This window comes from Pseudomonas sp. LBUM1660 (assembly GCF_059695935.1).
Genome location: NZ_CP166795.1, coordinates 1,353,570 through 1,378,625 on the forward strand (window position 1 = coordinate 1,353,570; position 25,056 = coordinate 1,378,625).

General features: G+C 60.7%; 32 protein-coding genes and 1 pseudogene. 32 read left to right on the forward strand and 1 reads right to left on the reverse strand.

The window, feature by feature from the left end; translation table 11 throughout:
- Nucleotides 1–147: 147 nt before the first annotated feature.
- The 10 genes from ACA068_RS06215 (at nucleotide 148) to ACA068_RS06260 (ending at nucleotide 6,167) form a co-directional block, all read left to right on the forward strand.
- Nucleotides 148–855 carry a helix-turn-helix domain-containing protein gene (locus ACA068_RS06215; protein WP_497308429.1) on the forward strand — a complete coding sequence of 236 codons (708 nt, stop codon included), beginning with the start codon at nucleotides 148–150 and terminating at the stop codon, nucleotides 853–855.
- Nucleotides 848–2,227 (forward strand): replicative DNA helicase, encoded by a 1,380-nt coding sequence (gene dnaB / locus ACA068_RS06220; RefSeq protein ID WP_497308430.1) that lies wholly within the window; start codon nucleotides 848–850, stop codon nucleotides 2,225–2,227. Before ACA068_RS06215 ends, dnaB begins: the two co-directional genes overlap by 8 nt.
- Nucleotides 2,227–2,436, forward strand: coding sequence for a hypothetical protein (locus ACA068_RS06225; RefSeq protein ID WP_497308432.1), 210 nt, complete (start codon nucleotides 2,227–2,229; stop codon nucleotides 2,434–2,436). The genes dnaB and ACA068_RS06225 overlap by 1 nt, the downstream gene beginning before the upstream one ends.
- On the forward strand, nucleotides 2,433–3,737 hold the full coding sequence (locus tag ACA068_RS06230; protein ID WP_497308434.1) for a tyrosine-type recombinase/integrase: 1,305 nt from the start codon (nucleotides 2,433–2,435) through the stop codon (nucleotides 3,735–3,737). The genes ACA068_RS06225 and ACA068_RS06230 overlap by 4 nt, the downstream gene beginning before the upstream one ends.
- Nucleotides 3,734–4,054, forward strand: coding sequence for a hypothetical protein (locus tag ACA068_RS06235; RefSeq protein ID WP_497310544.1), 321 nt, complete (start codon nucleotides 3,734–3,736; stop codon nucleotides 4,052–4,054). Before ACA068_RS06230 ends, ACA068_RS06235 begins: the two co-directional genes overlap by 4 nt.
- Before the next feature lie 3 nt (nucleotides 4,055–4,057).
- The gene (locus ACA068_RS06240; protein ID WP_497308436.1) at nucleotides 4,058–4,621 is read left to right on the forward strand and encodes a hypothetical protein; all 564 of its coding nucleotides are present in this window, start codon (nucleotides 4,058–4,060) and stop codon (nucleotides 4,619–4,621) included.
- Nucleotides 4,622–4,845: 224 nt separating this feature from the next.
- Nucleotides 4,846–5,175 (forward strand): phage holin, lambda family, encoded by a 330-nt coding sequence (locus tag ACA068_RS06245; protein WP_497308438.1) that lies wholly within the window; start codon nucleotides 4,846–4,848, stop codon nucleotides 5,173–5,175.
- 4 nt (nucleotides 5,176–5,179) lie between these two features.
- Nucleotides 5,180–5,374 carry a DUF7940 domain-containing protein gene (locus ACA068_RS06250; RefSeq protein WP_497308440.1) on the forward strand — a complete coding sequence of 65 codons (195 nt, stop codon included), beginning with the start codon at nucleotides 5,180–5,182 and terminating at the stop codon, nucleotides 5,372–5,374.
- Between the two features lie 36 nt (nucleotides 5,375–5,410).
- Nucleotides 5,411–5,845: a hypothetical protein gene (locus ACA068_RS06255; RefSeq protein WP_497308442.1), complete on the forward strand. Its 435-nt coding sequence runs from the start codon at nucleotides 5,411–5,413 to the stop codon at nucleotides 5,843–5,845.
- The gene (locus tag ACA068_RS06260) at nucleotides 5,835–6,167 is read left to right on the forward strand and encodes a hypothetical protein (protein ID WP_497308444.1); all 333 of its coding nucleotides are present in this window, start codon (nucleotides 5,835–5,837) and stop codon (nucleotides 6,165–6,167) included. The genes ACA068_RS06255 and ACA068_RS06260 overlap by 11 nt, the downstream gene beginning before the upstream one ends.
- On the opposite strand, the gene ACA068_RS06265 is transcribed toward ACA068_RS06260, so the two are convergent.
- Nucleotides 6,136–6,363, reverse strand: coding sequence for a hypothetical protein (locus ACA068_RS06265; protein ID WP_497308446.1), 228 nt, complete (start codon nucleotides 6,361–6,363; stop codon nucleotides 6,136–6,138). The genes ACA068_RS06260 and ACA068_RS06265 overlap by 32 nt on opposite strands.
- A gap of 355 nt (nucleotides 6,364–6,718) precedes the next feature.
- Between ACA068_RS06265 and ACA068_RS06270 the strand changes: the two genes are divergently transcribed.
- From ACA068_RS06270 to ACA068_RS06375, 22 genes and pseudogenes are all read left to right on the forward strand, one after another.
- Nucleotides 6,719–7,294: a terminase small subunit gene (locus tag ACA068_RS06270; protein ID WP_497308447.1), complete on the forward strand. Its 576-nt coding sequence runs from the start codon at nucleotides 6,719–6,721 to the stop codon at nucleotides 7,292–7,294.
- A gap of 3 nt (nucleotides 7,295–7,297) precedes the next feature.
- Entirely contained in the window at nucleotides 7,298–9,313 is a 2,016-nt protein-coding gene (locus ACA068_RS06275) for a phage terminase large subunit family protein (RefSeq protein WP_497308449.1), read from the forward strand.
- 1 nt (nucleotide 9,314) lies between these two features.
- Entirely contained in the window at nucleotides 9,315–9,521 is a 207-nt protein-coding gene (locus ACA068_RS06280) for a phage head-tail joining protein (RefSeq protein ID WP_497308451.1), read from the forward strand.
- Nucleotides 9,521–11,002, forward strand: a complete 1,482-nt coding sequence (locus ACA068_RS06285) for a phage portal protein (RefSeq protein ID WP_497308453.1) — start codon at nucleotides 9,521–9,523, stop codon at nucleotides 11,000–11,002. Before ACA068_RS06280 ends, ACA068_RS06285 begins: the two co-directional genes overlap by 1 nt.
- Nucleotides 10,999–12,159: a head maturation protease, ClpP-related gene (locus tag ACA068_RS06290; protein ID WP_497308455.1), complete on the forward strand. Its 1,161-nt coding sequence runs from the start codon at nucleotides 10,999–11,001 to the stop codon at nucleotides 12,157–12,159. Before ACA068_RS06285 ends, ACA068_RS06290 begins: the two co-directional genes overlap by 4 nt.
- Nucleotides 12,156–12,500, forward strand: coding sequence for a head decoration protein (locus tag ACA068_RS06295; RefSeq protein WP_497308457.1), 345 nt, complete (start codon nucleotides 12,156–12,158; stop codon nucleotides 12,498–12,500). Before ACA068_RS06290 ends, ACA068_RS06295 begins: the two co-directional genes overlap by 4 nt.
- Before the next feature lie 62 nt (nucleotides 12,501–12,562).
- The gene (locus tag ACA068_RS06300) at nucleotides 12,563–13,558 is read left to right on the forward strand and encodes a major capsid protein (protein WP_497308459.1); all 996 of its coding nucleotides are present in this window, start codon (nucleotides 12,563–12,565) and stop codon (nucleotides 13,556–13,558) included.
- A 2-nt stretch (nucleotides 13,559–13,560) separates the two neighbouring features.
- Entirely contained in the window at nucleotides 13,561–13,881 is a 321-nt protein-coding gene (locus ACA068_RS06305; protein ID WP_497308461.1) for a head-tail joining protein, read from the forward strand.
- Nucleotides 13,878–14,543 (forward strand): hypothetical protein, encoded by a 666-nt coding sequence (locus tag ACA068_RS06310; protein ID WP_497308463.1) that lies wholly within the window; start codon nucleotides 13,878–13,880, stop codon nucleotides 14,541–14,543. The genes ACA068_RS06305 and ACA068_RS06310 overlap by 4 nt, the downstream gene beginning before the upstream one ends.
- Nucleotides 14,536–15,045, forward strand: coding sequence for a hypothetical protein (locus ACA068_RS06315; RefSeq protein ID WP_497308465.1), 510 nt, complete (start codon nucleotides 14,536–14,538; stop codon nucleotides 15,043–15,045). The genes ACA068_RS06310 and ACA068_RS06315 overlap by 8 nt, the downstream gene beginning before the upstream one ends.
- Nucleotides 15,042–15,647 carry a phage baseplate assembly protein V gene (locus ACA068_RS06320; protein ID WP_497308466.1) on the forward strand — a complete coding sequence of 202 codons (606 nt, stop codon included), beginning with the start codon at nucleotides 15,042–15,044 and terminating at the stop codon, nucleotides 15,645–15,647. The genes ACA068_RS06315 and ACA068_RS06320 overlap by 4 nt, the downstream gene beginning before the upstream one ends.
- Before the next feature lie 7 nt (nucleotides 15,648–15,654).
- The gene (locus ACA068_RS06325; protein ID WP_497308468.1) at nucleotides 15,655–15,957 is read left to right on the forward strand and encodes a hypothetical protein; all 303 of its coding nucleotides are present in this window, start codon (nucleotides 15,655–15,657) and stop codon (nucleotides 15,955–15,957) included.
- Between the two features lie 56 nt (nucleotides 15,958–16,013).
- The gene (locus ACA068_RS06330) at nucleotides 16,014–16,292 is read left to right on the forward strand and encodes a hypothetical protein (RefSeq protein WP_497308470.1); all 279 of its coding nucleotides are present in this window, start codon (nucleotides 16,014–16,016) and stop codon (nucleotides 16,290–16,292) included.
- Nucleotides 16,293–16,296: 4 nt separating this feature from the next.
- Complete coding sequence (locus ACA068_RS06335; protein WP_497308471.1) at nucleotides 16,297–16,623, forward strand: GPW/gp25 family protein; 327 nt, start codon at nucleotides 16,297–16,299, stop codon at nucleotides 16,621–16,623.
- A complete protein-coding gene (locus ACA068_RS06340; protein WP_497308472.1) occupies nucleotides 16,620–17,507 on the forward strand; it encodes a baseplate assembly protein in 888 nt (295 codons plus the stop codon). The genes ACA068_RS06335 and ACA068_RS06340 overlap by 4 nt, the downstream gene beginning before the upstream one ends.
- Nucleotides 17,504–18,112, forward strand: a complete 609-nt coding sequence (locus tag ACA068_RS06345) for a phage tail protein I (protein ID WP_497308474.1) — start codon at nucleotides 17,504–17,506, stop codon at nucleotides 18,110–18,112. The genes ACA068_RS06340 and ACA068_RS06345 overlap by 4 nt, the downstream gene beginning before the upstream one ends.
- Nucleotides 18,105–18,998, forward strand: a pseudogene (locus ACA068_RS06350) (phage tail protein); the annotation flags it as partial. The gene ACA068_RS06345 and the pseudogene ACA068_RS06350, both read left to right, overlap by 8 nt.
- Before the next feature lie 537 nt (nucleotides 18,999–19,535).
- Nucleotides 19,536–20,042, forward strand: coding sequence for a DUF4376 domain-containing protein (locus ACA068_RS06355; RefSeq protein WP_497308476.1), 507 nt, complete (start codon nucleotides 19,536–19,538; stop codon nucleotides 20,040–20,042).
- A gap of 103 nt (nucleotides 20,043–20,145) precedes the next feature.
- On the forward strand, nucleotides 20,146–21,312 hold the full coding sequence (locus ACA068_RS06360) for a phage tail sheath subtilisin-like domain-containing protein (protein WP_497308478.1): 1,167 nt from the start codon (nucleotides 20,146–20,148) through the stop codon (nucleotides 21,310–21,312).
- Nucleotides 21,313–21,324: 12 nt separating this feature from the next.
- Nucleotides 21,325–21,828 carry a phage major tail tube protein gene (locus tag ACA068_RS06365; protein WP_497308480.1) on the forward strand — a complete coding sequence of 168 codons (504 nt, stop codon included), beginning with the start codon at nucleotides 21,325–21,327 and terminating at the stop codon, nucleotides 21,826–21,828.
- Nucleotides 21,829–21,841: 13 nt separating this feature from the next.
- Nucleotides 21,842–22,162: a phage tail assembly protein gene (locus ACA068_RS06370; protein ID WP_497308482.1), complete on the forward strand. Its 321-nt coding sequence runs from the start codon at nucleotides 21,842–21,844 to the stop codon at nucleotides 22,160–22,162.
- 148 nt (nucleotides 22,163–22,310) lie between these two features.
- A complete protein-coding gene (locus ACA068_RS06375; protein ID WP_497308484.1) occupies nucleotides 22,311–25,049 on the forward strand; it encodes a phage tail tape measure protein in 2,739 nt (912 codons plus the stop codon).
- Nucleotides 25,050–25,056 lie beyond the last annotated feature (7 nt).

Here is a 25,056-nt window from a genome sequence, read left to right on the forward strand (position 1 = left end):
AAGGTCGGCTGATCTGCAAAACTAGAGAGGCCTGATTATGCAGAACCAACCCAATTCAAGCAATCCCCCCTATGTCGCGACACCTTTCGAACAATCGCAAAACGTATCGCGGCTTATCACGGTTGAATCTGCAACTGGATATCCGCTGTGAGCACCATAATCATGAGCTTATGCTGGCCGCTTCAGGGTATGAGTGGCCCACAAAAGGCTGTGCTGATCTCGTTGGCGGACAACGCAAACGATGAGGGCGTTTGCTGGCCATCCGTTGCACGTATTTCGGAACGTACCTGTCTTTCCGAAAGGACGGTGCAGACCGCCATCAAGTGGCTGGGGCAAGTCGGGCTGTTGTCCGTTCGTGAGCGCATGGGGCGTTCGACGATTTACACCCTAACCCCAGCAGCATACGCACCCCCGCAAGCGCCGCACCCCGCAGCAGATGCACCACCACCCCCGCAGCTCACGACACAAACCCCCGCAGCAGCCGCACCCAGAACCGTAATAGAACCATCAAGTGAACCATCACCTCTTGTCGGCGACGAGCAACCGTCGAAGATTTCGAAAGCGAAATGCCCGACTCAGGCCATCGTCGATTTGTTCAACAAGGCGATTCCAGAGTTTCCCCGAGTGGTGATGTTGACCAAGGATCGGATCGCCAAAATCGGTGCCCGCTGGAACGAGAGCCCGGTGCATCAGGATCTCCAGTTCTGGGCTGAGTACTTCGCCCTGGTGCGTTCGAGCAAGTTTCTGATGGGCGAGGTGTCCGCTGCTGGTGGCAGTCCTTTCCGCTGCAACTTCGACTGGCTGATCGCCCCGAGCAATTTCGTCAAGGTCGTCGAGGGTAATTACCATGCGTGAACCCTACAACATCGAGGCTGAACACGGCCTGCTGGGCGCGATGATGCAGCGCCCCGAACTGATCGACTCCCTGAGCGATGACCTGTCCGCCGAATCGTTTTATTTTGCGGAAAACGCCGAGGTGTACCGGGGGATTCTGGCGGTGCGCTCCGCCGGCAAGTCCGTCGACTTCCTCACGGTGGGAGATCACGTCGGCGTCTTGCTGGATGGCACGCCGGCTTTTGCTTACTGCGCCGAAATCGTCAACGGCACGCCCAGCGTCGCCAGCGCCAAGACCTACGCCGGCATTGTGCGTGACCGGGCAATCGAACGCGCTCTGTTCGATCTGGGTGGCCAGGCCATGGACATCGCGCACAGCGATCAGGACGTGCAGACGAAAATCGCCGCTGTCCAGGCCGCCGCCATGGCCATTGACTGCGGCTCGGGCGATGACGACATCGTCAAAGTCGGTGACGTACTGGTCGTCCAACTGGAGGTGTGGCAGGAGCGCCATGACCGTCATGCTCGCGGTGAAACCCTGATCGGCTTATCAACGGGGTTGCGCGACCTGGACGAGAAGATCGGCGGCCTGCAACCCGACCACCTGTACATCGTCGCCGGGCGTCCCGCCATGGGAAAAACCACGCTGGCCATGGGCTTTGTCATCGATGCGGCCGTGCGCCAAAGCAAGTCCTCACTGGTCATCAGCCTGGAGATGAACAAGGGCCAACTGCTGGACCGCGCCGTGGCGTCCGAGGGACGTATCCCGCTCACCCAGGTGAAAAACGGCACGGCGTGCCAGAACCACGGCACGGAACTGGCCGCAGCGGCCGGCGTGCTGCGTCGCGCCCCGCTGTACATCGCCGACCGTGCCGGTTCGTCAATCGGGCGCATTCGCTCATTGGCCCGCCGCCACAAGCTGCGTTACGGCCTCGACCTGCTGATGATCGACTACCTGCAATTGCTGGAAGGCGAGGGCGGCAACCGGACCGAAGAGGTCAGCAGCATCAGCCGCGGTTGCAAGCTACTCGCCAAGGAGCTGGGCATCCCCGTCGTTCTGCTGAGCCAGCTCTCCCGAAAATGCGAAGAACGCCCCAACAAGCGGCCCATCCCCTCGGATCTGAGAGAGTCCGGCGCCATCGAGCAGGACGCCGACGTGATCTTGTTCGTGTATCGCGACGAGGTTTATCACGAAAACACCGAAGCCAAGGGCATTGCCGAAATCATCATCGGCAAGGGCCGCGACATCGAGATGGGCACGGTCCGCACTGCATTTCTCGGGCAGTACAACCGCTTTGAAAACCTTGCTGCAGGATGGAAGCCAGAGCCTGTCGAGCCGCCGGCCAAGGTCACCAGCCTGGCCAACCGTTACCGCCAAAAGGAAACATTCTGATGGACTCTATGCGACTCGCTGTTCCCGAACCGTCCACCTATCGCTTTGCGGTGTTCTGCTGCTCTTTCAAGATGGATTTGAGCAGCACCCCCGACCATGCCTTGGCGCTGTTCGCCGACGAGGCCATGGCCCATCGGTATGGTGCATGGATGTGGCCGACAACGTTCGAGGTGGTTGACCGTCTCGCCCAGCAGGAGGCGACCGATTGAGCGCCCTGATCAAGACCCTGACGGTGAAGCTGTCAGACACTGAAATTCAACGCAACGCCAAGCTTGAACATGTGCGCGACCTGCGTGATGCCAGTCACCCCGCGTTGCACTTCCGTTATGCGAAGAATCGCGCGCACGGGTCGTGGTACCTGCTGAACAAACGTCAGTGGCACCGTATCGGCGGTTTCCCCGACCTGTCCACCAAACAGGTGGTTTCAGCCTTGCCGGCGGTGCGCCTGCGCGTGGCGGCCGATGGCGCCGCCAGCGTGTCGGGGTGGGTCACTGTCGGCGAGCTGCTCGACTGGTTTGCTGATCGCATGGCCCGCTCCCGCGCGCTCTCGGCCAAGCGGCGCTCAGCCGGCAAGTCTGCCATCAGTTGTCAGCTCAAGCCGCGTCTGGATGATCTGCTGATTCGCGACGTCAACGCCCAGACTCTGGACAAGCTGCTGATGTGGCCTGCTCAGGAAGAGTTGTCGCTGTCGTACGTCCAGCAGTTGTATCGAATGCTAGCGGTGGCTTTCCGGCAGGCCCGTAAGCTGGATCTGATCCCGGCCAACCCGATGGCCGAACTCAAATTCATCCACTTCACGACGGCGCGCATCCTGCCGAAACCCGCCCGCCTGCGCGATGTCCAGTTGCCTGAGCTGGTAGAGCAGCTGACCGAGCGTTTCGAGAGTGCGCCCGGTGACGCCATGCTGGCCTTGATGATGCTGTGCCACGGCACCCGCATCGGTGAAACCCGCCAGTCTCGCTGGGCCGACATTGCGCTGCCTGAACGTGAGTGGTTCCTGCCGGCCGAGCACACCAAGAGCAAGACCGAACTTCGGGTGCCGCTGACTGATCAGGTCTGCGCGTTGCTGCGCCGCTACCGTGATCGACAGGCCGCCCAAGGCTACGAGGGGCCGTTCCTGTTCCCGTCCCGCCGAGGCAAGGCGCTGAGCGATAACCAAGCCAGTGCCGTGTTTACCCGACTGGGGCAGGGCGCCTGGACCAGTCACGACCTGCGCAAAGTGGCCCGTACTGCGTGGACGGATCTTGGCGTCGACGGCCACATCGGCGAGATGCTGTTGAACCATTCCCTCGGCAAGATCGCCTCGACCTACATCAACACCCAGGCCAAGGAACAGCGTCGACTGGCACTGGTGAAGTGGCACACCTGGTTAGATGAGCGCGGCTTCAAGGCGATCCACCAGCAGACAGGCGTTAGATATGAAGATTCGCAAAACCTCGTAGACGCCTTGAATGACGTGGCCTGCGAGTCAATTCCACAATTTGTTAAGGGCGAGGTTAAAAAATGGTGAAAAAGCAGCATGGCCCCGCCTTCAACGCCCAGCAGATCGAACTGGCATCGTGTCCGGCGTGCAAGGGGAAGGCATTCATTAAGGGCGTTTTCCACGAACTGGCTTGCGTCCAGTGCAATGCCTCAGGGTGGGTGGAGGCTGGCACCGGTTACGCGCTGTCATTGGAGTTTCTGGTAACCCAGTTGAGCCTGAAGCTGCAGTCCGTGGAGCAGGAGGTCGAAGCATTGAAGCGTGCGTCGCTAAGGTCAGGGCCAGCGGCGCAGTACCACCAGAACAACCGCCGCGGTGCTGGCGGATCGAATTTCACGGGGGATTGATCAATGGGCATCTATAAAGACGTGATGGGCACTCTGGTGCGCGTACTGGCCGCCGACAACATCGACAACAGCACCAAGCAGTCGTGGCAGAAGCTGATCGACGCCGATCTACGCCAAGGAGGCACCGGTAGCTCGCTGTCACCGCGTGATAAGTTCGATTACGACTGCTGCCTCTATGCGCTGCTGCACCGCCAGCTTGAGCCAGCCCAGTGGGATGTTTTGGTCGCCAAGTACTCGACGCACAAGGCTAATAAGGTCGCCGCCATCGGCCGTCTGGTGGCACGCATGACTTCCCCGGCTCCGCAGCTGTTCATCTACAAGGCGCTTACCGCTTGGGCAATCCCCAAACTCAAGGGTGTCCAGATCGGCAAGCGCTCCACCGATATGATCGTGCTGCCCGCCGAGTTCTACGACATGAACACCTGGGACCTGGAGGGCAAGCCAGAGTCGACACGCCGGCGCTGGAAGACTGGGATTGCAAAGCGCCTTGAGTCGTTCGAAGAGGCCGCAGTCATCCATGCGACCGAGGTATTCGACAGGGAAGAAATCTTCATTGATGCTGCTTGACGTAGTGACGGAATGATCGTAATTTACTCCCATCATGTCGATCTTGCGCGTTATGAGAGACGACAAGCAAAGCCCAGCCATCCGCTGGGCTTTTTGCTTTCTGTTCCAAGGCCTCGCCATCGTGCGGGGCTTTTTCGTTTTCGGCTCCACCACACCCATCGCTCCGAGCTGGGAGTGCTGTTGGAGCTGAATCAATTTCGCTCCCCGAAAGGGAGGAATCTGAGATGCCGAACATGCCCGACAAACCAGACACCTGGCTCATCGTCATGGCCTGGCTTAGCCAGCATGCACCGATGTTCTACGCTGCGGCGCTGTCGTGCTGGATCGCTTTCTTGCGTGTCATCTACGGCGGCGGGGGGCGGCGACAAGCTTTGCTGGAGTCCTGCCTGTGTGGTGCGATCACTGCCGGGGCCTTCCCGCTGCTCGAGTACTTCAATCTCCCTTCGAGCCTTGCAGCCGCTGTAGGCGCCTGCATCGGCACGCTGGGCGTCAAGAAGGTCGCCGCGTTGGCCGACCGATTCACCGACTTCAAATTGCCCAAGCGGCAGGAGTGATTCCATGCAACTGATCGACAACTGGAAACAAGCGCTGAGCATGACCAGTGTGCAGGCCGGCGGCGCCATTGCTGTCTTGGGCATCGCTGAACAGCTGATGCCGCAACTACAGGCCGTGCTGCCGCCGATTGCTTATGGCGTGTTGGGCGTCCTGGTGATGGTTGCTCGCGTGATCCTTCAGCCGAATCTGGGCAAGTAGGTCGCGTCTTCCTTTAACTCACAACGAGGTGATTAATTGAAAAAATACTGGATTACTCCGCATCAAGAATCGTCTGTATTGGTCAAGGCTGAGCGTATGGAATTGCTCGACAAGCAGCTGACTCTGTTCGTTGGTGACCAAATCAAAGCCCATTTCCCGCACATTGAAAGTGTCGTGGTGAATGAGCTGGAGCCATTGCCTGCTTTGTCTGCCGCAGAGCCGATAAGCTACACCACTGGTGTTGTGTCTAGCTTTTTGTCACCCGTCAGCCCGCTGGTTGAAGCGATCGACTCTGTGGCGCGACTGGTTGAGGATCTTAAGTTGCGGGATCGCCCAGGTCATGTTGGCCCGCCTGGCCCATTGGTTCAGCATTTAGATGCCTTGTTGGCTGAGCAACGCGTGCAGTTGTGCACCACACTAAGCGGCCCGAGAAATTACAAATTGGGGAGTGGTGCGAATCATGAGCGTTAGAGACAAGCAAGCCATCTCGACTTGGCAGGTTGTTGTGTATGACGACTGCGTCAGTTTCAAACGGGTGGATAACGGGCAGATGCAAGAAAGCTATCCACCCGTTTCTATTTCAAAAGCGTCGGTGTATGCCGCGGCGATTGTCCATGGTCTACAACCACCAAGAGATCTTCGCCACTGCGATAAAGTAAAAAGTGAGGGCGAGACTGAAGTTGAGATGCTCAAGGCCACCGTTGAGCGCCCTGAGCAACAGCTGGAGCGATTTAGCGGCATTCAAGTGCCGCGCGAGCAGTTTATTGTTTCGGCGTTAAGGTTGGGGCGTTGACCGCAAAAATATTAGCAGTCGATTTTTTGACTTCCTCCAAGTCGTGTCTAAGGCCTTCGGGGAAATGATTGAGCTCATTGTCGAGAAATGTTTTTGCGTGACGGACGATGTCCTGTTGGCCGTTTTCATTGAGGGCCCTTATCAGTGACATCAGTGCAAGCTGGGTTGAATAAGCTTCAGTGTTGAGGTTTTTCATATGTGTCCTTCTGGTTTTGATGGTTCCAAGTCGATCTTAACCATGTGAGGAGGCGCCCGCCATTGCGCGGACCTGTTTGCGGGGCGTTGTCCAGGGAGGCCTACCGCCTTGCACGATGTTGGTGCGACGAAATCGCCGGGGACCCTGGGGTTTTCCGAAGGATACGGGGTCGGAAACCCGCGCAAAAGCGTTAGCGGCCCCCCTGAAAAGTTACTGAAATATCCCTTACTGAAATTTCAAAAAAACGGGCTTAAAGCCCTGAGCTAAAGCTCGTCGCGCGATATTTCAGTAAGGATTTCAGTTAGAAAAATTTTCAGCGAAAAATTTCAGTAAGAAGAGACCTAAGGAAAAGACGGTGACGGCGCCCATTTACCTATCGAAGAAGGCCTTCGCGGATCGTATTGGCAGGTCGCCCAGCTATATCACTCAGCTCAAGGAAAGCAGCCGCTTGGTGCTGGCCCCGGATGGGAAGAAGGTCGATGTCCTCGCAACCGAGGCCTTGATTCTTGAAACCGCCGATCCAAGCAAGGCCGCCGTCGCCGCTCGTCACCAGCAGGATCGAGCTCAGCGGGATGCTCACGGCCTGCCGATGTCCTTTGCAGCGTCTTTCGTTCAGGACCAGGAGCCCGAGTTTCAGAAGGCCCGTGCCCTGCGTGAGCATAATATGGCGCAGCTAGCCGGGATCGAATTGTGCGAGCGACGAGGTCTCTTGGTTGAGCGGACTAAAGTGGAAATCGCAGCCTACAGCGCTGGTCGCACGCTGCGCGATCTATTGCTGGGCATGTCGCCGCAATTGGCCCCCGAACTGGCAGCGATGACAAGTCACTGGGAAGTCGAAAGGCGTTTGACGGCAGAATTGCGCCGAGTTCTTGAGGATGCAGAGCGCATGTCTTTGGCGGACCTTGCCCATGTATTAACTGTTGAGAGCTAATCTATGTCACCGGAAATGCCGAACGGTGCAGAGGCGTACCGTGAGGCTTATTTCCGTGGGCTAAGACCAGAACCGGATGTCTGGATTGATGTATGGGCTGACGAGTACATGCGTATCCCGCGCGATACCGGAGCTGCTGAGCCAGGCAAATACCGCACTTCGCGCACACCGTATGCCCGGGAGCCCATGCGTTGCCTGTCCCCGGCACACCCCTGCAAGCGCGTGGTCACCATGGTGGCCTCGCAACTGATGAAAACACAGATCGCGCTGAACTGGATCGGTGGCCTGATCCACATGGCGCCGTCCAACGTTCTGACGTTATTGCCGAGCCTGGGCTTGGCCAAGCGCGTGTCATCGCGGATCGGCAAAACCATCAAGGCGACACCGGTCCTGCGCGAGCGTGTGGCGGCCAACCGTTCGCGCGATGCGCGCAACACCATGGACACCAAGGAGTTTGAAGGCGGGTCGTTGTACATTACCACCGCCGGCTCCGCCGCCAACCTGTCGGAGCTGTCGGCCCGCTATATTTATGGGGATGAGGTTGATCGCTGGGTCGTGGACGTGGGTGAGGAGGGCGACCCTGTCGAGCTGGCCGAAACGCGGGCCAGTACCTTTGGCCGCAATGCCAAGTTCTATTTTTCCAGCTCGCCGACGATCAAGGGTGCCTCGCGTATCGCGGATCTGTTTGAGTCCAGCGACCAGCGCTATTACTACGTGCCCTGTCCGACCTGCGGGCATATGCAGGTTCTGGAGTGGGAGCGTCTGCATTACTCGACCGGTTACCAGGTGGTGCATTACCAGTGCGCCGGTCCTGATTGTGATGTGCTGATTGAGGAATTTCACAAGGGCGAGATGCTGGCGAAGGGGGAGTGGCGCGCCCATGCCCAAGGCGATGGCGAAACCGTAGGCTTTAACCTCAATGCGTTGTACTCGCCACCCGGTTGGACCGGTTGGGCGGCATTGGCCATGCAGTTTGAAAAGGCCAAGGTGGCTCAGAACAAAGGCGATCTTGAGCCCATGCAGGTGTTTTACAACACGCGCCTGGCCAAGGTCTGGGACAGCGCCCAGGAACAAACCAAAGCTGATGTCCTGATGGCCCGGGCACGCTTGGAGAATTATGGACTGGGATCCATGCCGTCCGCGGTACTGATGCTCACCGCATCGGTCGACACCCAAGGCAACCGCCTGGAGTTCATGGTGGTGGGCTGGGGCGCTGGTATGGAGCGCTGGATTATCGACTACCAGGTCATTTGGGGAGACCCGTCCGATGAGCGCACGTGGGCGGCGCTCGATGAAAAACTCAAGGCTCGGTACCCCCATCCGTGCGGTGTGGCCCTGGCCATCTTGGCAACGGCCATCGACTCCGGCGGTAACCATGTGGATGAGGTGTACCAGTTCTGTCGTTTGCGCCGTTGGCGTAATGTTTTTGCGGTCAAGGGTGCCAGTAAGCCTGGCCGGCCGGTGATTGCCCAACGCCCGTCCATGATGGACGTGACCTGGAAAGGTTTGACGGAGCGCAATGGAGTTGAGCTCTGGCTAATCGGTACGGACACGGCCAAGGACTGGATTTATAACCGTTACCCGGTGGAAGACGGTCCGGGTGCGCTGCACTTTGCCAACGATTTGCCAGATGATTTTTTTGCCCAGTGTGTGGCCGAGCGCAAGGTCGCCCGGTATGTCAAAGGGTACAAGAAAATCGAGTGGGTTAAGGGTAAGGCTGAACGTAACGAGGCCCTCGACCTGATGGTGTACGCCTTGGCCATGGCGCATTACCTAGGGCTCAACCGCTACAAGGAGCACGACTGGCAGCGGGTAAAAAATGCCTTGGGCCAGGCCGGTACATCGTCTGGTTTGCTTGAGGAGAAACCCATTGTCGCCGAACGTATTCGCACCCCTGCGGTGCCGATGCAAAAGCCTGCTGAAGTCGCCGTACCACCCAAAGCCACCGCGGCTCCAACACCACCCTTACGAACCCCTCCACGCCGCAGCTCCAGCAGCAGCTACCTGAAGAGACGCTGATATGTCATTTACCCAGAAGCACCTCGACGCGGTTGAGGCGGCCATCGCTCGCGGTGAAAAAACCGTGCGCTACACCGACCGCACCGTGGAGTACCGCACGGTCGATGAGCTGCTCAAGGCTCGCGACCAGATCCGCACGTCACTGGTCAGCGCAGCTGGGCCGCGCTCGCGCGTGGTTCGGCTGTATCACGCAGGGAAGGGGATTTAATGGCTCGTCACTTTCCGACGTTGACCCGCAACGGCTTTGTCCTGCCCTCTAACATCAAGGCCAGTTACGAAGGTGCCGGCGAAGGCCGTCGTTCCGCGGGCTGGGATGCGCCGGACAACGGCATCAACAGCATTAATACACCGGCCCTGCGCAATCTGCGCTCGCGTTCCCGGGCAGCGGTTCGCAATGACCCGTATGCCTTCAACGTGATCGACAAACGTGTCAGCAACCTGATCGGTACGGGCATCACCCCCCGGCCGACGACCGACGATGATGCGTTACGCAAGTTGCTGCAGGAGCTGTGGGGGGATTGGGTCGATGAGTCGGACGCCGATGAGCGTACCGATTTCTACGGCCAGCAGGCTTTGGTGGCCCGTACGGTGGAAACCTCCGGGGAGTGTTTTGTGCGGCTGCGACCGCGCAGCCTGGATGAGGGCTTGGCGGTTCCGCTGCAGTTGCAGATTCTGGCGCCGGAGTTTGTTCCGCATGACAAGTTCGAGAGCACTAAAACCGGCAATATCATCCGTGCCGGCATTGAGTTCACTCCCGGCGGCAAGCGCGTGGCGTATTGGATGTACTTGTCGCACCCCCGCGATGCGGCGTCGCAGAACACCGGCTATAACCAGTTGGTCCGCGTGCCGGCCACCCAGGTGCTGCACATCTTCGAGCCGATTGAGCCCGGTCAGTTGCGTGGCGTGCCGCGCTTGTCGCCGGTGCTCAAACGCCTGCGCAGTCTCGACAACTACGACGACGCCGTGTTGTTTCGCCAGGAAGTCGCCAACCTGTTTGCCGGCTTCATCAGTCGCCCGCCTCCGGACGCGGGACAGACGCCCCGCGATCCAGTCACCGGCCAGCTGTTGGACCTCGACGGTGATGGCTTCACCCCGATGGTCGCGCTGGAACCCGGCACCATGCAGGAACTGGGACCCGGTGAAGAGGTTGAGTTCTCCAAGCCGCCGGACGCGGGCAACAACTATCCGGACTTCATGCGCCAGCAACTGATGGCTGCTGCTGCGGGGTCGGGCACGCCTTACGAAATCCTCACTGGTGACATGCGCGGGATTAATGATCGAGCGCTAAGGGTGGTCCTCAACGAGTTTCGCCGCCGCCTGGAGCAACTGCAATTCAGCGTGTACGTGCACCAGCTCTGCCGTCCGGTGCGGGCGGCCTGGATGGACATGGCCGTGTTATCCGGTGTCCTGGTGCTGGCCGATTACGCGCAGCAGCGCCGCAACTATTTGCGAACCCGTTGGGTGCCGCAAGGTTGGGCCTACATCCAGCCCGTACAGGACGTGCAGGCACGACGCATGGAAGTGCAGGCCGGCTTTGCCTCGCGCAGCGAAATGGTTCTGCGCACGGGCTACGACGCCGAGACAGTCGATGCCGAAAACGCCGCCGATCTGGCCCGGGCCACCGCCCTCGGCCTCAACTACAACACCCTGGATGCCGTCGACACCAACGACGACAAGGAGCAACCATGAGCAAAAAAACGCGACCGCGCGTTTACAACCGCGCGGGTCAGCGGGTGCAGGTTCAGGACAAGACCTGGTACGCGCTGCAGATCAGCGGCGAGGCCGCCGAGCGAGTGATCGAAGTCTTTGTCTATGGCGAAATTGGCACCTGGGGCATCACGGCCAATCAATTTGTACAGGACCTGCGCGCCATGGACGACGGCGTCTCGCCGGTGATCGCGGCGTTCAACAGCATCGGTGGCGATTTGTTTGATGGGTTGGCCATGCACAACGCGCTGTCGCGTTTGGGCGAGCGCTGCACTGGCCGGATTGATGCGTTGGCTGCCAGCGCGGCGAGTGTGGCAGTGTGCGGTGCACACCGGGTGGTGATCGCGTCCAACGCCATGCTGATGATCCACAACCCATACACCTATGCCGGTGGCGACGCTGAGGACTTCCGCCGAGTCGCTGATGTGCTGGATCAGACGCTCGAGGCGATTATTGCGGCCTACAAGGCCAAGGCGCCGAACATTGATGACGCTGAGCTGCGACGCATGGTCAACGCCGAAACCTGGCTCACCGCCAATGAAGCAGTGGCCTTGGGCCTGGCCGATGAAGTCGGCGACGGCATCACGGTCAAGGCGTGCCTCGGTCAAGGTGCTGTGTTGCAGCGTTACCAGCATGCACCGGCTGAACTGGTGGCCCAGCTTGACGAACCACCCGAAGCGGATCCGGACCTGGAGCTGGAACCGATCGATCCACCAATGGTGCCGCCGGTCGTCGATTCCGCCAAGTTGGCACTGATGATCACCCAGCGTTGCACGGCGGCGGGCATCAGCAACCTGGTCGAATCGCTGCTCAGCTCGACCCGGCTCGAAAGTGAGGAGGTCGTCCTCGCCGGGCTGGCTCGCGCCAAAGCGGTGAATGACCTGTGCGTGGCCGCCCGCTTGCCAGAGTTCAGCGCCGAGTATGTTTCGGCGGGGCTGGATGCTGCAGCGGTCCGTGCGCGCCTGTTCGACAAGATTGTCACCAGCGGCAAGGGCTTTGAAATCGACAACAGCCTGCCGCTGGACCACGACCCGGCACCCAAGGTGCTGGCCAAACAACCTGACCCCACCTCGATCTGGGCCTCGCGACAAGCGGCTCAATCTGGAACTGCGCGCGGCGCGAAAGGAGCAAGAGCATGAGCATCAAAAAAGAGTCAATTCACGCGGGGGAGTTTCTGCTGTCCGAGGGCGCAGGGAACATTTCTCGGGAGACGATCAACGTTGCAGCGGGCCCTGCGCTGAATCCGGGTCAGGTTCTGGGCCTGGTGACAACCACAGGCGAATTCGCACCCTATGCCCCGGCCGCTGAGGACGGTACCCAGTCTGCCGTGGCGATCCTCTACGGCCCCCTGGGAGAGTCGGACATCGTGCGCCGTGGTCGCGCCGTCGTGCGCTTGGCGGAAGTCAGCGAAGCGCACCTGACCGGGCTTGACCCTGAGGCGGAAAAAGACCTGGCCAGCCATTTCCTGATTGTCCGCTAAGGCTATCCCCTACGTTTGCCCGGCCCGCCTTGCGCGGGTTTTTTCATTTCTGGAGAGTACCCATGGCCGAGATCGCCATTTTTGACGACGAAGCGTTTACCGTGACCGCGTTGACTGCTGCACTTAACGATCAACCCTACCTGCCGGGCCGCATCAGTGCCCTGGGCCTGTTCCGTGAGGAAGGTATCACCACACTGACCGTCCAGATCGAAAAGGATGGTGACACCCTGGCGCTGGTTCCGGCCGGTGAGCGGGGCAGTTCGGGTCTAGTGGTCGCGGCGAGCAAGCGCAACCTGATCCCGTTCAATACCGTGCACCTGCCGGAACGCTTCACCATCAAGGCCGATGAGATCCAGGGCATTCGCGCCTTCGGTACCCGCACCGAGTTGCAGGCGGTGCAGGACGTGGTCAACACCCGTCTGGCCAAAGCGCGTCGTCAGTTGGACGCAACCCACGAGTTTCAGCGTATGGGCGCGCTCAATGGCCTGATCCTGGATGCCGATGGTTCGACGGTGCTGCTGGACCTGTATGACCGCTTCGGTGTAGAGCGTCAGAAGCTCTCCATGGGCCTGAATGATCAAAGCACTGAACTGCGGGTCAAGTGCCTCGAAGCGCTGGACATGCAGGAGGATGCACTCGGCGCCGTGACCAGCACCAGTTCCCGCGCCTTCTGCGGCAAGCATTTCTGGAGCAAGCTGATCGCTCATAAGGCAGTAGTTAAAACTTACGAAGGAACGTTACAGGCTGCGGCGTTACGTGGCGATGCGCGGGAGAGTTTTGAGTTCGGCGGTATTACTTGGGAGCGCTACCGTGGCAAGGTTGCCGGTGTGTCGTTCGTCCACGACGATAAGGCGTTGCTGGTTCCTGAAGGAGTTCCTGATTTGTACATCTCGGTGTTCGCACCGGCTGACTACATGGAAACGGTCAACACCCAGGGTATCCCGTATTACAGCAAGATTGAGCCGATGCAGTTCGGCAAGGGCATGGCCGGCGAAGCCCAGTCTAACCCGCTGCACCTGTGCACCCGGCCGCGTGCACAGATCCTGCTGGAACTCTGACCGTGGGATTTCGCGATCTGATTGCCGAGGTCGACGCGGTGGTATTCGAAACGCTGGGCGACAGCGCCCGGATCGAGGGCCGAGCAGAACCTGTGCTTGGCATGTTCGCCGCGCCCTGGTTACAGCCCAAATTCGGCAAGCTCAACACCGGGCTGCGAGAGCCGAGATTCGAGATTCGCGTCAGCGATTCGCACGGCCTGGAGCAGGGCATGCTGGTTAGCATTGATCTGCCGGCGCTGGATGGCGGTGGCGACTACGACCTGCTGCAGCTGGAACCGAGCGGCGACGGTCTGGTTGCCTTGATTCTGAGGATGCGCCCATGAGTGTCGGCAGTCACTTCAAGCCCTCGGCCGGTGGCGGGATGATTTCCATCCAGTCCTCGACGGCGGACCTGAACGCGTTCGAGGACTTCGCCAAGCTGGTGCCCAAGGCGGCCGCCGCCGCCCAACGTCGGGCGATCAACAAAACGCTGGGTTGGCTGCGTACGCACATTGCCCGGGCCGTGAGTCGGCAGGAACGTATTGCAGTTGCTGCGGTTCGTCAGCGCTTGCGCAGCTACCCGGTCGCTGGCGGGGCCACCAGCGGCAAGTTGTGGTTCGGTTTGAATGCCATCGAGTCCAGTCGGATCGGTCGGGCACGACAGTCTGGCACTGGCGTGTCGGTGGCCGGTCGGCGTTATCAGGGCGCCTTTCTCAAGCAGGTCTACGGCAACAAGCCCGATATCTGGATTCGCACCGCGAGCAAACATTTCAATACGGCTGACTATCCCGATAGCACGGTGTCGTCCCGTAGCGGCGCCAGTTCGGGCTGGGTTGCGGAAAATGGCAATCGCTTTCCGTTGGCCAAAGCCAAGGTGTCACTGGAACAAGCCCGGCCGCACTTCGACAGTTGGGTCAAACGCGCGGATGCGCGCCTGCTGGAAATCCTGCGGCAGGAATTCAACTTTGAATTGCAAAAGTACCTGAAGGGGGCGGCCAATGTCTGACGAGCCTTTTAGTCTCGACCAGCTCTACACGGCAATAGAACAGAACCTGAGGGCTCATCTGCCGGGCGTTCAAGCCGTGACGGCGTGGCCCAACATCAAGGACCGTATTGCACTGCCGGCGGTGTTCATCGAACTGGCTGAAATGGAACCGGGGCTCGACATCGGCACGGGGCAAACAACCCTCGTTTGTAAATTCGAAGCGCGGATCATTGTCGACCCGATACGCCCACAGCACTGCCAGCAAGCCGCGCACCTAGCAGCGCAACTGGCCGTCCTGCTGCGCTTGCAAACCTGGGGGCTTGAAGTTGAGCCCGCCGAGTTTGTCCACGCGCTGCAGGATTGGACCAAGCCGGAGTTGGATGGCTACGTGGTCTGGTTGGTGGAGTGGACTCACCAACTCTATTTGGGCGTTGAGGAATGGCCATGGCCGGACGAACCGCCGGGCTCGCTGATTTTCGACATTGAACCGGGCGATGGTCCGGTTAAGCCGGAGGAACTATGAGTTTCGCGGTAGGTGAGCATGACCGCATGATCGCGGCCATGTTGATGCCGTGTGCGGTGGTCGGGTTGGATCTGCCGGCGGCCATGGTGCGAGTATCGAATGGCGAGTGGACGAGCGCCTGGGTGCGTTGGCACAGTCTCGCGGCCGGTAAGGCGCGGCACTGGCGAGCACCGAGCATTGGCGAGCAAGGGGTGTTGTTTAACCCCAGCGGTCAGGCCGGCATGGGAACCTTTATTCCGGGCTTGTTCGGTAACGCCGGCGCGCCGCCGGATAACCGCGACCATGTGGAGGTCTGGCGTTTCGATGACGGTGGCTCGTTGGTCTACGACTGGCAAGCCATGACCTACAGCATCACCCTGCCGACCGGTACGGTAACCATCAAGGTCGGTAGCACGCAGGTGGTCGTTACGGATGATGCGGTAACGGCCAAGGTCGGTGGCACTCAAGTGGCGCTGACACCGGAGTCGGCAACGCTCAAAGCCCCGGCCGTCAAACTGGTCGGCGCGGTGCTGATCGACGGACCGTTACACGTCACACAAAACATCACCAGTGCCGGCACCATCATCGACGCCGGTGGCAACAGTAACCACCACGTGCATTGAGGTCGACATGGTCGAAGCCCAGAGCTCTGCTGAAAAAACTTATAGCGTTGATGTGATCGAGAAGCTGCTCAGGGGGCAGATCGCTCAAGAGTTTGATGCGTATCGAATGCGCGAGCGCTGGCCAATTGTCTTGAGTAAGGCTGATCCCGCTGTAGTCGCCGAGGCGCTGGTGCGGGTATTGAGCGGCGGGCAGTACGTCGCTCGCGAGCCGCGCTCAAGGATGGTGAATATCACCGTCAACTGTCATGGGGCTGATCCCGGTGCAATTGCTGATGCGGTGAGAGACATTACAAAACACCAGCAGTTTTAACAGACAACTTTTTCAGCCCGCCAAGTGCGGGCTTTTTGATACCCGGAGTATGCCTTATGAGTAAGTCTAGAGCCGATGGCGATCCGGCCGAGTCCGCCGAAGCCATTGCAGTGCCGGGATTGAAGCCGGCACCGCTGGGGTTTCCTGCTACCTCCGCCGCAGTTGAGGCCGTTGGGCCGCCGCACGTTTTTCGCGACAAGGTTTTTACGTCACGAACGCTGATTCTGCCCAGCGGCGGTACGTTGTCTGTCGTTGCGGGTCGTGTCACTGCCAGCGGTGACGATCAATACGCGTTTTTGAAAGCGCATCCAGAGCTGGAGCCATTGTCGGAGTAACCCAATGATCGGAATGGATCGCCACACCGGCCAACCCATCTCCGGCATCGCGCATCTGCGCCAGTGCATCGCTGACATCTTGGGCACGCGGCTGGGCAGTCGCCGGCACCGGCCGGAGTACGGCAGCAAGGTGCCCTCATACGTCGACATGCCGATGAACGAAGGCTGGAAAAGCTCGGTTCAAGCCGAGGCGGTCCGCGCGATCGGGCGCTGGGAACCGCGCGTCAAGCTGGAACGCATCCGCATCCTGTCGGTGCTGGGCGGCAAGGTTCAGCTAAGTCTTGCCGGCGAATACCTCGGCGACCGTTTTCTGTTTGAGGTGAGCGTATGAGCATCGTGGATCTATCGGCGTTGCCGGCGCCGGACGTTTTGGAAGGGCTGGACTTCGAAGACACTTACGACGAAGCGCTGTCCACCTTTCGTGGCCACATGGGTGAAAACTGGAGCGCGCCGCTGGAGAGCGATCCGGTGGTTAAATTGCTGGAAGTGGCGGCCTATCTGAAGGTCGGTAACCGCGCCCGAGTCAACGATGCCGGCAAGGCGTTGTTGCTGGCCCATGCGATCGGCCCTGACCTTGATCAGTTGGGGGCGAACTACAACCAGAAACGTCTGGTGATTCAGGCGGCGAATCTGGCCGCGGTGCCACCGGTGCCTGAGGTCAAGGAGCTGGACGACCCGTTTCGCGAGCGCATCCAGTTGGCTTTTGAGGGCCTGACCACGGCCGGGCCGCGTAACAGCTACATCCTGCACGCGCGCAACGCCTCGGGGCTGGTGGCCGATGCTACGGCCGAAAGCCCGGCGCCTTGCTACGTTACGGTAACGGTGCTGGGGTCTGAAGGGCGCGGCAAGGCCAGTCCCGCGCTGTTGGACGCGGTCAAGGCCGCCCTGAATGACGACGACGTGCGGCCGGTGTGCGATCGGGTCACGGTGCAAAGCGCGGAGATTATCGAGTATCGCGTTGACGCCATTCTGCACATGACTGGCGCCGGGCCTGAGGGGGACGCCAGTTTGGCCGAGGCTCAAAAGCGTTTGGCGGCGTGGATCAATCCGCGCAAGCGGTTGGGTGTCGAGGTGGCGCGGTCGGCGGTGGACGCGCAATTGCACGTTGCCGGCGTGGCCAGGGTGGAGCTGGTCGACTGGGTGGACTTGGCGCCGACCAAGGCGCAGGCGGCGTGGTGCGCGGGGTATGAGGTGAAGCTGGCGGGGGCTACATGAAAAGTCTGCTGCCGAGCAACAGCACGCAACTGGAGCGCGCCCTGGAGGCGGCTTTCTACGAGCGAACCATTGTCCCGCTGCGCACCCTGTACAACCCCGACACCTGCCCGGTCCATTTGCTGCCGCATTTGGCGTGGGCGTGGTCGGTCGATCGCTGGGACTATCGGTGGTCGGAAGCGACCAAGCGCGCGGCCATCAAGGCGTCTTATTACATCCATGCCCACAAGGGGACCATCGGCGCGTTGCGCCGGGTGGTCGAGCCCCTGGGCTATCTGATCGAAATTATCGAGTGGTTCAAGACGGTGCCGGAGGGGCCGCCGGGCACCTTTGCGCTGAAGGTCGGCGTGCTGGATACCGGCATCACCGAGGAAATGTATCAGGAGCTGGAGCGCCTGATTGACGACGCCAAGCCCGTCACGCGGCAGCTCACGGGGCTGGCGATCAGCCTCGAAACCAAAGGCCATTTGAACATTGCCGCTTGCCTCTACGAAGGCGACGAAATCGACGTGTACCCGCCGGTGATGCGTGACATCGAGGTCACAGGCCGCTTTGCCGTGATCGGCCGCGAACACTCCATAGACCCCCTGGACGTTTACCATGACTGATGCGAATTCCCAGTTTTTCGCCATCCTTACCAACGTAGGGCTGGCCAAGCAGGCGAACGCCGACGCGCTCGGCATTCCCTGGAAGATCACCGAAATGGGCGTGGGCGATGCCAACCTGACCGACCCGATTCCGACCGCCACGCAAACCAGCCTGATCAACGAATGGCGTCGCCGGCCGCTGAATCAGCTCAAGGTCGACGCGGCAGACCCGGCGATCATCATCGCCGAGCAGATCATTCCGGCCGATGAGGGCGGGCGCTGGATTCGCGAAATCGGCCTGTACGACGAGGCCGGCGATCTGGTGGCGGTGGCCAACTGTGCGCCGAGCTATAAACCGTTGTTGTCGCAGGGCTCCGGCCGCACGCAAGTGATGCGGATGAATTTCATCGTCAACAACTCCGGCAACATCACGCTCAAGATCGATCCGGCGGTGGTGCTGGCCTCACGATCCTACGTCGACGCGGCGATTCTGGAGGTGTTGCCGGCGAATAAAACGGCCGGCGAGTTCACCCGGGTGAAGGTCAACAATCGTGGCGTGGTGGTGTCGGGTGACAACCCCAGCACGCTGGCTGCGATGGGCATTACGGACACCTACACCAAGCCGCAAATCGAGTCGATGATCGCCCAGGCTTCGGCGCTGCCGGTGGGGGCGATGGTGGCGTTTCCGGTGAACAAGGTCGCGCCGGGGTTTCTGGAAATTGACGGCAGTGTGCAGAGCATCGCGACCTATCCCGATCTGGCGGCATTCCTGGGTGGCGTGTTCAACCTGGGCAATGAAGGTGCCGGCAACTTCCGACTGCCGGAGTCGCGAGGGGAGTTCTTGCGGGGCTGGGACCATGGGCGCGGCGTTGACGCTGGCCGGGTGATTGGTAGCTGGCAGGCCGATGAAAACAAGGCGCATGCCCATGCCACCGATTACGAGACGGTGAATGACACCTTCGCGCCGGGAGCAACGTCAAGATTCTTTGTCCAGCAATACAACGCAACGAATAACGTCGTAACCCAGTCATCGGGTGGCGCCGAGGCGCGCCCGCGCAACTTGGCGGTGATGTGGTGCATCAAGGCCTGGAACGCGCCGATCAATCAGGGAAACATCGACATTGCGGCGCTAGAAACGCAGGTCCTGACGTTCAACAGCCGGTTTGCCCAGCTCTTCAAGACGGTCACTGACCTGCGGGCGTCGCGGGCGATTAACGTCACCTACACCAACACCCTGGACCGCCCCATTCTCGTTAACGTGGGGTTGCTTACGACCATCACTAACGAGACAGCGCTGCTAATTGTCGGTGGGGTGTCTATTTACGGATCTTCTTTTCCAACTGCCAATTCCAGTGTCTCGGTAACCGCCATTGTTCCCGCTGGTGCGACCTATAAGGTTCCGCCGAACAACTACACCCTGCTTACTTGGTCGGAGATTCGTTGAATGCATTACTTCATTGATGCCGGGCAAAACGTTTATGCGTTTGCCAGCAAGACGGAGGCCCCAGCGGACCTACTGCCAATAAACGAGGCTGAGGCGCTCGCGCTCGCGGCGGGGTCTTCTCCCTTAGTGGATTATCCCGCCTTGATCGCCGCCGAGCGCTATAAGCGCGAAGGCGTTGGCATTACCGTCAACGGGCTTGAGATTGAGACCACTCGTGATGGCCAGGGCTTGATTGCCAGCGCGGCAGTGTCGGCAATCCTCGATCCGGCCTACAAATGCAGCTGGAAGACCGGCAGCGGATTTGTCGAGTTGACAGCGCCGCAACTGATCGAAACGGCGACAGCCGTTCGTGCGCATGTGCAAGCCTGTTTTGACCGGGAAATGACGCTGTTAAGCGCGGTCGAGGCAGGCGAGTATCGCGCCGAAATGCTGGCTGAAGGTTGGCCCGATTCGTTGCCACTTCCTGATCCAGGGCCGGCCCCCGAGCTGGAGCCCGAGCCGAACTAACGCCCCGCACTGACGGGGCGTTTTCTTTTCCGTTACGCGTAACACGACCATCCCTGACAGCCTCGCTTATGCGGGGCTTTTTCGTTTCTGGAGAGTAAGCCTTATGAGTTTCTTTCACGGCGTCACCACCACGTTGATCGACACCGGCGCGCGCACCATCTCGCTGCCGTCGTCGTCGATCATCGGCCTGTGCGACACCTTCACCCCGGGCCTGTTGGGCGGTGGCAAGGCCCTGGCCGGCGAGCTGGTGTTGCTCACGTCCGAGCGCGAAGCCATTGCCGCGTTCGGCCCTGACTCGGCAATCACCAAGGCCGCCAAGGCGATCTACGTGCGCGCCAAGGCGGTGATCGTCGCCATCGGCGTGCCCAAGCTGGAAGACGCCGCGCTGCAAACGTCCGCCATCATTGGTGGTGTTCTGGCCGATGGCCAGCGTACCGGCCTGCAAGCGCTGCTGGACGGCAAGAGCAAGCACAACGCCCAGCCCAAGCTGCTGATCGCCCCGGGGCATTCGTCGACCCAAGCGGTGGCCACCGCCATGGACGCGCTGGCCAGCAAGTTGCGCGCGATCGCCATCCTCGACGGCCCGAACACCACCGATGAGGCGGCCATGGCTTACGCCCTGGAGTTCGGCAGTAAGCGCCTGTATCTGGTCGACCCCGGCGTCAAGTACTGGGACACCGTTCTCAGTGCCACGGTCGACGCCCCGGGTTCGGCGTGGGTCGCTGGGCTCTTTGCCTGGACCGATGCCAATTACGGCTACTGGGCGTCGCCGTCGAACAAAGAGTTTGTCGGCATCACCGGCACCACGCGCCCGATCGAGTACTTGGACGGTGACGAAACCTGCCGGGCCAACCTGCTGAATAACGCGAACATCGCCACGATTTTGCGCGATGGCGGTTATCGCCTGTGGGGCAACCGCACGCTGTCCGCTGATCCGAAATGGGCGTTCGTCACCCGGGTGCGCACCTGCGACATCCTGATGGATGCGATCCAGGCGGGGCACAAATGGGCGGTCGACCGCTCGATCACCAAAACCTACGTGCAGGACGTGACCGAAGGCCTTCAGGCGTTCATGCGCGACCAGAAGAATGCCGGCGCGGTGATCAACTTCGAAGTCTATGCGGACAAGGAGATGAACACGGCCAGCCAAATCGAGCAGGGCAAAATTTACTGGCGCATCCGTTTTACCGACGTGCCGCCGGCCGAAAACCCGAATTTCCTCATTGAAGTCACCAACGAATGGTTGACCGAAGTTCTTGAAACCGCCTAAGGGGCTCGCACGATGATTCCTCAAGTTCTCTCCAACATGAACGCCTTTGTCGACGGTGTGAGTTTCGCCGGCGACGTGCCGACCCTGTCGCTGCCCAAGCTGACGCAAAAGACCGACGACTATCAGGGCGGCGGCATGTCCGCCCCGATCGAAATGGCCATGGGCCTGGAAAAGCTCGAGGCGGCGTTTACCACCAACGGCGTGCGCCGCGAGTCGCTGAAGTACTTCGGTCTGGCCGATCAGACCGCCTGCACCATCGTTTTTCGGGGGGCCTTCCGGGGCCTGAAAGGCGTGGTGACGCCGGTCGTGGTCACCCTGCGCGGCGGCATTAAAGAGGTCGACATGGGCGACTGGAAGCCGGGCGATAAAGCGGAAATCAAGCACGCGATCAAGGGCGTTTATTACAAGCTCGAAATCGACGGCCGCGTGATGTACGAGATCGACCCGGTCAACATGATTCAGGTGGTCGACGGCGTCGATCAACTGGCGGCAGAACGCTCGGCCCTCGGCCTCTAAGGACTAAAAGAACATGACTCAAGTAACCCAAGTCACCAGCGATTTGACCTTGCCGAAGTGGCTGAAGCTCAGCGACGAGGGCGTGACCGTAACGCTCAAATACCCAACCTTGATCAGTGACGTCCTCACGGACGCGCTGACCATGCGCGCGCCCAGCGTCAAGGACTGGCGCGCATCCAAGATCGCCGGCAATGGCGACTTTGAAAAGCAGGAGCTGTCGTTGTTCAGCAGCCTCACCGGGCTGTCTGAGGCCGAACTGTCGACCCTGAAATTCAGGGACTATCAGCGCCTTTCGGCGGGCTATTTTCGCCTGGTCGACGAAGACGACGTTTAACGCCGTCACGCTGCGGGACACGGCTCAACGCTTGGCCAAAGAGACAGGGTTCTCGGCGGCCGAGATTGAGGGCCTGCCCTTCGATCAGATGCTGTGGTGGCTCACGGATTGAGCCGCCTTTGAACTCCCCGACGTATAGGGCACGCACATGGCGAACAAACTCGCGCTCGGTCTGGTCATTGGCGGGGCGGTCAGCTCCACGGTGGGCTCGGCGTTCAAGGACGTCACCAGTCGCATCAAGCGGCTGGAGACGGAAGGCAAAAAAGCCCGGGTGCTGGAAAAGACCATTGGCGACACCATGCGCCTGCGCGACGAATGGCGCCGGGCGCACATGGCCGGCGAGAAGGGCGCCGCGGCGTTGCAAAAGCAACTCGAAAGCAACCTGAACAGCCTGAAGAAAGAAGGCGTGGAAGTGCGCAATCTGACCAAGGCCTATGCGGCCATGGGGCAGGCGGCGAACAAGGCCGAGCTGAAGGCCAAAGGTCACCAGCAACTCGATGAAGGCAAACAGAAGCTCAAAAGCAGCGTTGGCCAAGCCGTGGCCGCCACGGCGGCGATGGCGATTCCGACCAAGGTCAGCGCGGACTATGGCGCGATCATTCGGGACATTGCGATCAAGTCCAACATTGCCAACAAACCCGAAGAAGCGCAGCTGTCGAGAAAGATCGTCGACACGTCGCGGGACACGGGCATGGCGCGCAACCAGGTGGCCGAGGTGGTCAACGCCCTGGTGGGCGCCGGCATGGAGCTGGACAAGGCCCTGCAATACGCCCCGACAGCCGCCAAGTTCGCCGTGGGGCAGGGCTCCGACGGTGGCGAAACGGCGCGCATGATCAACGCCCTGGGGCAAAACGCCAAGATCACCGACCCGGCCATGATGCAAAAGGCCCTGGAGGCGATCGCCTATCAAGGGCAGGCGGGCAGTTTCGAAGCGGCCGACATGGCGCGTTGGTTCCCCGAGTTGCTGGCGGGCATGGGCAAGCTGGGTATCACCGGCATGGACTCGGTGTCGCAACTGGGCGCCATGCTTCAGGTGCAGATGAAGACCGCCGGCGGTTCCGATGAGGCGGCCAACAACCTCAAAAACTGGATGGAAAAGATCGGCTCGGGTGACACGGTCGAGGCCTACAAAAAGGCCGGGATCGATTATCAGGCGTCGATGAATACCGGGCTGCAGAATGGCAAATCCACTCTGGAGTCCAGCTTTGAGCTGGCGCAAAAATACATCGCGGCGACCGATCCGAAGAAGGCCGCCGCCATGGCAGAAGCCACGGCCAAGATCAGCAAGGAGGCGGACCCGGAAAAAGCCAAGGCCATGATCGCGTCCCTGGAACAAGCCTTGCGCACCGGCGATCTGTTCGCCGACATGCAGGTTAAGGGCGCGCTGACGGCGTTCATGCAGAACAAGGAGCTGTACGCCAGTCTGAAAAAGGATTCGGCCAACGCCACCGGGATCTTGGACAAGAACCTTGAGGAGCGCCGGCAATCGTCGGCGCAGAAGTGGTCGGAAATGGCCCAGGGCATGGACGACGCCATGCGCGCTATCGGCGACGCGTTCCGCCCGGTCACGGACAAGGTGGCGGATGGACTGACCTACGTCACCCAGGGGCTGAGCAAGCTGTCGGACGAATCGCCCAAGGTGGTGACCGGGATCGGCGCGGCCGTGGCGGCGGTGATTGCCTTTCAGAGCGCCATGAGTACTTTCAAGATCGCCAAGGGCTTGCTCAATATCGGCCGTGGCTCGCTGATGGGGAATCCGAACATCCCGCAAAAGGTCATTGTGGTGGGGGGTGGTGGCGGGGGTGGTGGTCTGGATGCCGGCGATCTGGACGACGACGGCAAACGCGGTAAGAAGGGCAGGAAGGGCGGCCGTGGGGGCAAAGCCGGCAAATTGGCCACCGTCGCCTCGACCGCCGCAAACACGGCCAAGGCGGCCGGCACTGCCGGTTCGGTCGGCCGGGCGGTGAGTGGCGTCGGGCGGACCGTGGCGTCGGGGGTGAAAGGGCCGGCCATCTTTGCGGTCGTCGAGGCCGGCTTGAAGGCCCAGGACACCTACGACAACGCGGTGACGCAGGACGAAAAGGCCGAAGGTTACGGCGCGGCCGCTGGGGGCTTGGCGGGTACGCTGACCGGGGCGGCCGCTGGGGCGGCGCTCGGTTCGATGGTGCTGCCGGTGATCGGCACTTTCGTCGGCGGTTTGATTGGCGGCTATCTCGGCAGCCAGGGCGGTGACGCCTTGGGCGGTGCGCTGGGTAAGGCCGCGTTTGGCACGCCTGACGAGCTGAAGCGCCTGCCGGCCGCTGGGCCGCTAATGATGGCCAATGCTGGCAAGGACATCCCGCCGGTGCTGGGCGGCATTGCCCAATCATTCGGACCGTCGACCACCGGGCCGCTGATGCTGGCCAATCCCGGCGCTGGCCCGGGGGCGAGTGTCGCCGCGACGACAGCCGCCGCGCCGCTCGTGCCAGCCGCGCCGCCGGTGTCGTATGACCCGCGCGACCTCAACTCAAAAGACGCCATGCTGATGCCGCACTTTGCCAACAAGGTGCGCTTTCCGGGCTCTGAGTTGCGTCGACCGAAAGTCATTCGTTCGGGCCTGGAAGATCCGGCGCCGCAACCGGGGGAGGCGGCCAAAGCCATGATGTTGCCGCCGGCCAGTGCCGACGCGGCAGCGGGGGCCTTGGTCAAGCCGATGGCCGCGAAAGCGGAGGCGCCCAAAGTCGAGTCCAACGTGGCGATTCAGGCACCGTTTTCGCTAACGGTCAACGGTGACGTCAAGGACGCGGCGCAACTCTATGGCCAGCTCAAGCCGTTGCTCGATCAGCACTATCGCGACATGGCCAAGAAAATGGGGAGCGCACAGCTCTTTGATGCGCCGCACGTTTAATCAGGAG

Bases quoted from the DNA above. Each gene is read 5' to 3' on its own strand.
- dnaB (WP_497308430.1), top strand. From the start codon at position 848: ATGCGTGAACCCTACAACATCGAGGCTGAACACGGCCTGCTGGGCGCG.
- ACA068_RS06225 (WP_497308432.1), top strand. From the start codon at position 2,227: ATGGACTCTATGCGACTCGCTGTTCCCGAACCGTCCACCTATCGCTTT.
- ACA068_RS06240 (WP_497308436.1), top strand. From the start codon at position 4,058: ATGGGCATCTATAAAGACGTGATGGGCACTCTGGTGCGCGTACTGGCC.
- ACA068_RS06245 (WP_497308438.1), top strand. From the start codon at position 4,846: ATGCCGAACATGCCCGACAAACCAGACACCTGGCTCATCGTCATGGCC.
- ACA068_RS06250 (WP_497308440.1), top strand. From the start codon at position 5,180: ATGCAACTGATCGACAACTGGAAACAAGCGCTGAGCATGACCAGTGTG.
- ACA068_RS06260 (WP_497308444.1), top strand. From the start codon at position 5,835: ATGAGCGTTAGAGACAAGCAAGCCATCTCGACTTGGCAGGTTGTTGTG.
- ACA068_RS06265 (WP_497308446.1), bottom strand. From the start codon at position 6,363: ATGAAAAACCTCAACACTGAAGCTTATTCAACCCAGCTTGCACTGATG.
- ACA068_RS06275 (WP_497308449.1), top strand. From the start codon at position 7,298: ATGTCACCGGAAATGCCGAACGGTGCAGAGGCGTACCGTGAGGCTTAT.
- ACA068_RS06280 (WP_497308451.1), top strand. From the start codon at position 9,315: ATGTCATTTACCCAGAAGCACCTCGACGCGGTTGAGGCGGCCATCGCT.
- ACA068_RS06285 (WP_497308453.1), top strand. From the start codon at position 9,521: ATGGCTCGTCACTTTCCGACGTTGACCCGCAACGGCTTTGTCCTGCCC.
- ACA068_RS06290 (WP_497308455.1), top strand. From the start codon at position 10,999: ATGAGCAAAAAAACGCGACCGCGCGTTTACAACCGCGCGGGTCAGCGG.
- ACA068_RS06295 (WP_497308457.1), top strand. From the start codon at position 12,156: ATGAGCATCAAAAAAGAGTCAATTCACGCGGGGGAGTTTCTGCTGTCC.
- ACA068_RS06300 (WP_497308459.1), top strand. From the start codon at position 12,563: ATGGCCGAGATCGCCATTTTTGACGACGAAGCGTTTACCGTGACCGCG.
- ACA068_RS06310 (WP_497308463.1), top strand. From the start codon at position 13,878: ATGAGTGTCGGCAGTCACTTCAAGCCCTCGGCCGGTGGCGGGATGATT.
- ACA068_RS06315 (WP_497308465.1), top strand. From the start codon at position 14,536: ATGTCTGACGAGCCTTTTAGTCTCGACCAGCTCTACACGGCAATAGAA.
- ACA068_RS06320 (WP_497308466.1), top strand. From the start codon at position 15,042: ATGAGTTTCGCGGTAGGTGAGCATGACCGCATGATCGCGGCCATGTTG.
- ACA068_RS06325 (WP_497308468.1), top strand. From the start codon at position 15,655: ATGGTCGAAGCCCAGAGCTCTGCTGAAAAAACTTATAGCGTTGATGTG.
- ACA068_RS06330 (WP_497308470.1), top strand. From the start codon at position 16,014: ATGAGTAAGTCTAGAGCCGATGGCGATCCGGCCGAGTCCGCCGAAGCC.
- ACA068_RS06335 (WP_497308471.1), top strand. From the start codon at position 16,297: ATGATCGGAATGGATCGCCACACCGGCCAACCCATCTCCGGCATCGCG.
- ACA068_RS06340 (WP_497308472.1), top strand. From the start codon at position 16,620: ATGAGCATCGTGGATCTATCGGCGTTGCCGGCGCCGGACGTTTTGGAA.
- ACA068_RS06345 (WP_497308474.1), top strand. From the start codon at position 17,504: ATGAAAAGTCTGCTGCCGAGCAACAGCACGCAACTGGAGCGCGCCCTG.
- ACA068_RS06355 (WP_497308476.1), top strand. From the start codon at position 19,536: ATGCATTACTTCATTGATGCCGGGCAAAACGTTTATGCGTTTGCCAGC.
- ACA068_RS06360 (WP_497308478.1), top strand. From the start codon at position 20,146: ATGAGTTTCTTTCACGGCGTCACCACCACGTTGATCGACACCGGCGCG.
- ACA068_RS06365 (WP_497308480.1), top strand. From the start codon at position 21,325: ATGATTCCTCAAGTTCTCTCCAACATGAACGCCTTTGTCGACGGTGTG.
- ACA068_RS06370 (WP_497308482.1), top strand. From the start codon at position 21,842: ATGACTCAAGTAACCCAAGTCACCAGCGATTTGACCTTGCCGAAGTGG.
- ACA068_RS06375 (WP_497308484.1), top strand. From the start codon at position 22,311: ATGGCGAACAAACTCGCGCTCGGTCTGGTCATTGGCGGGGCGGTCAGC.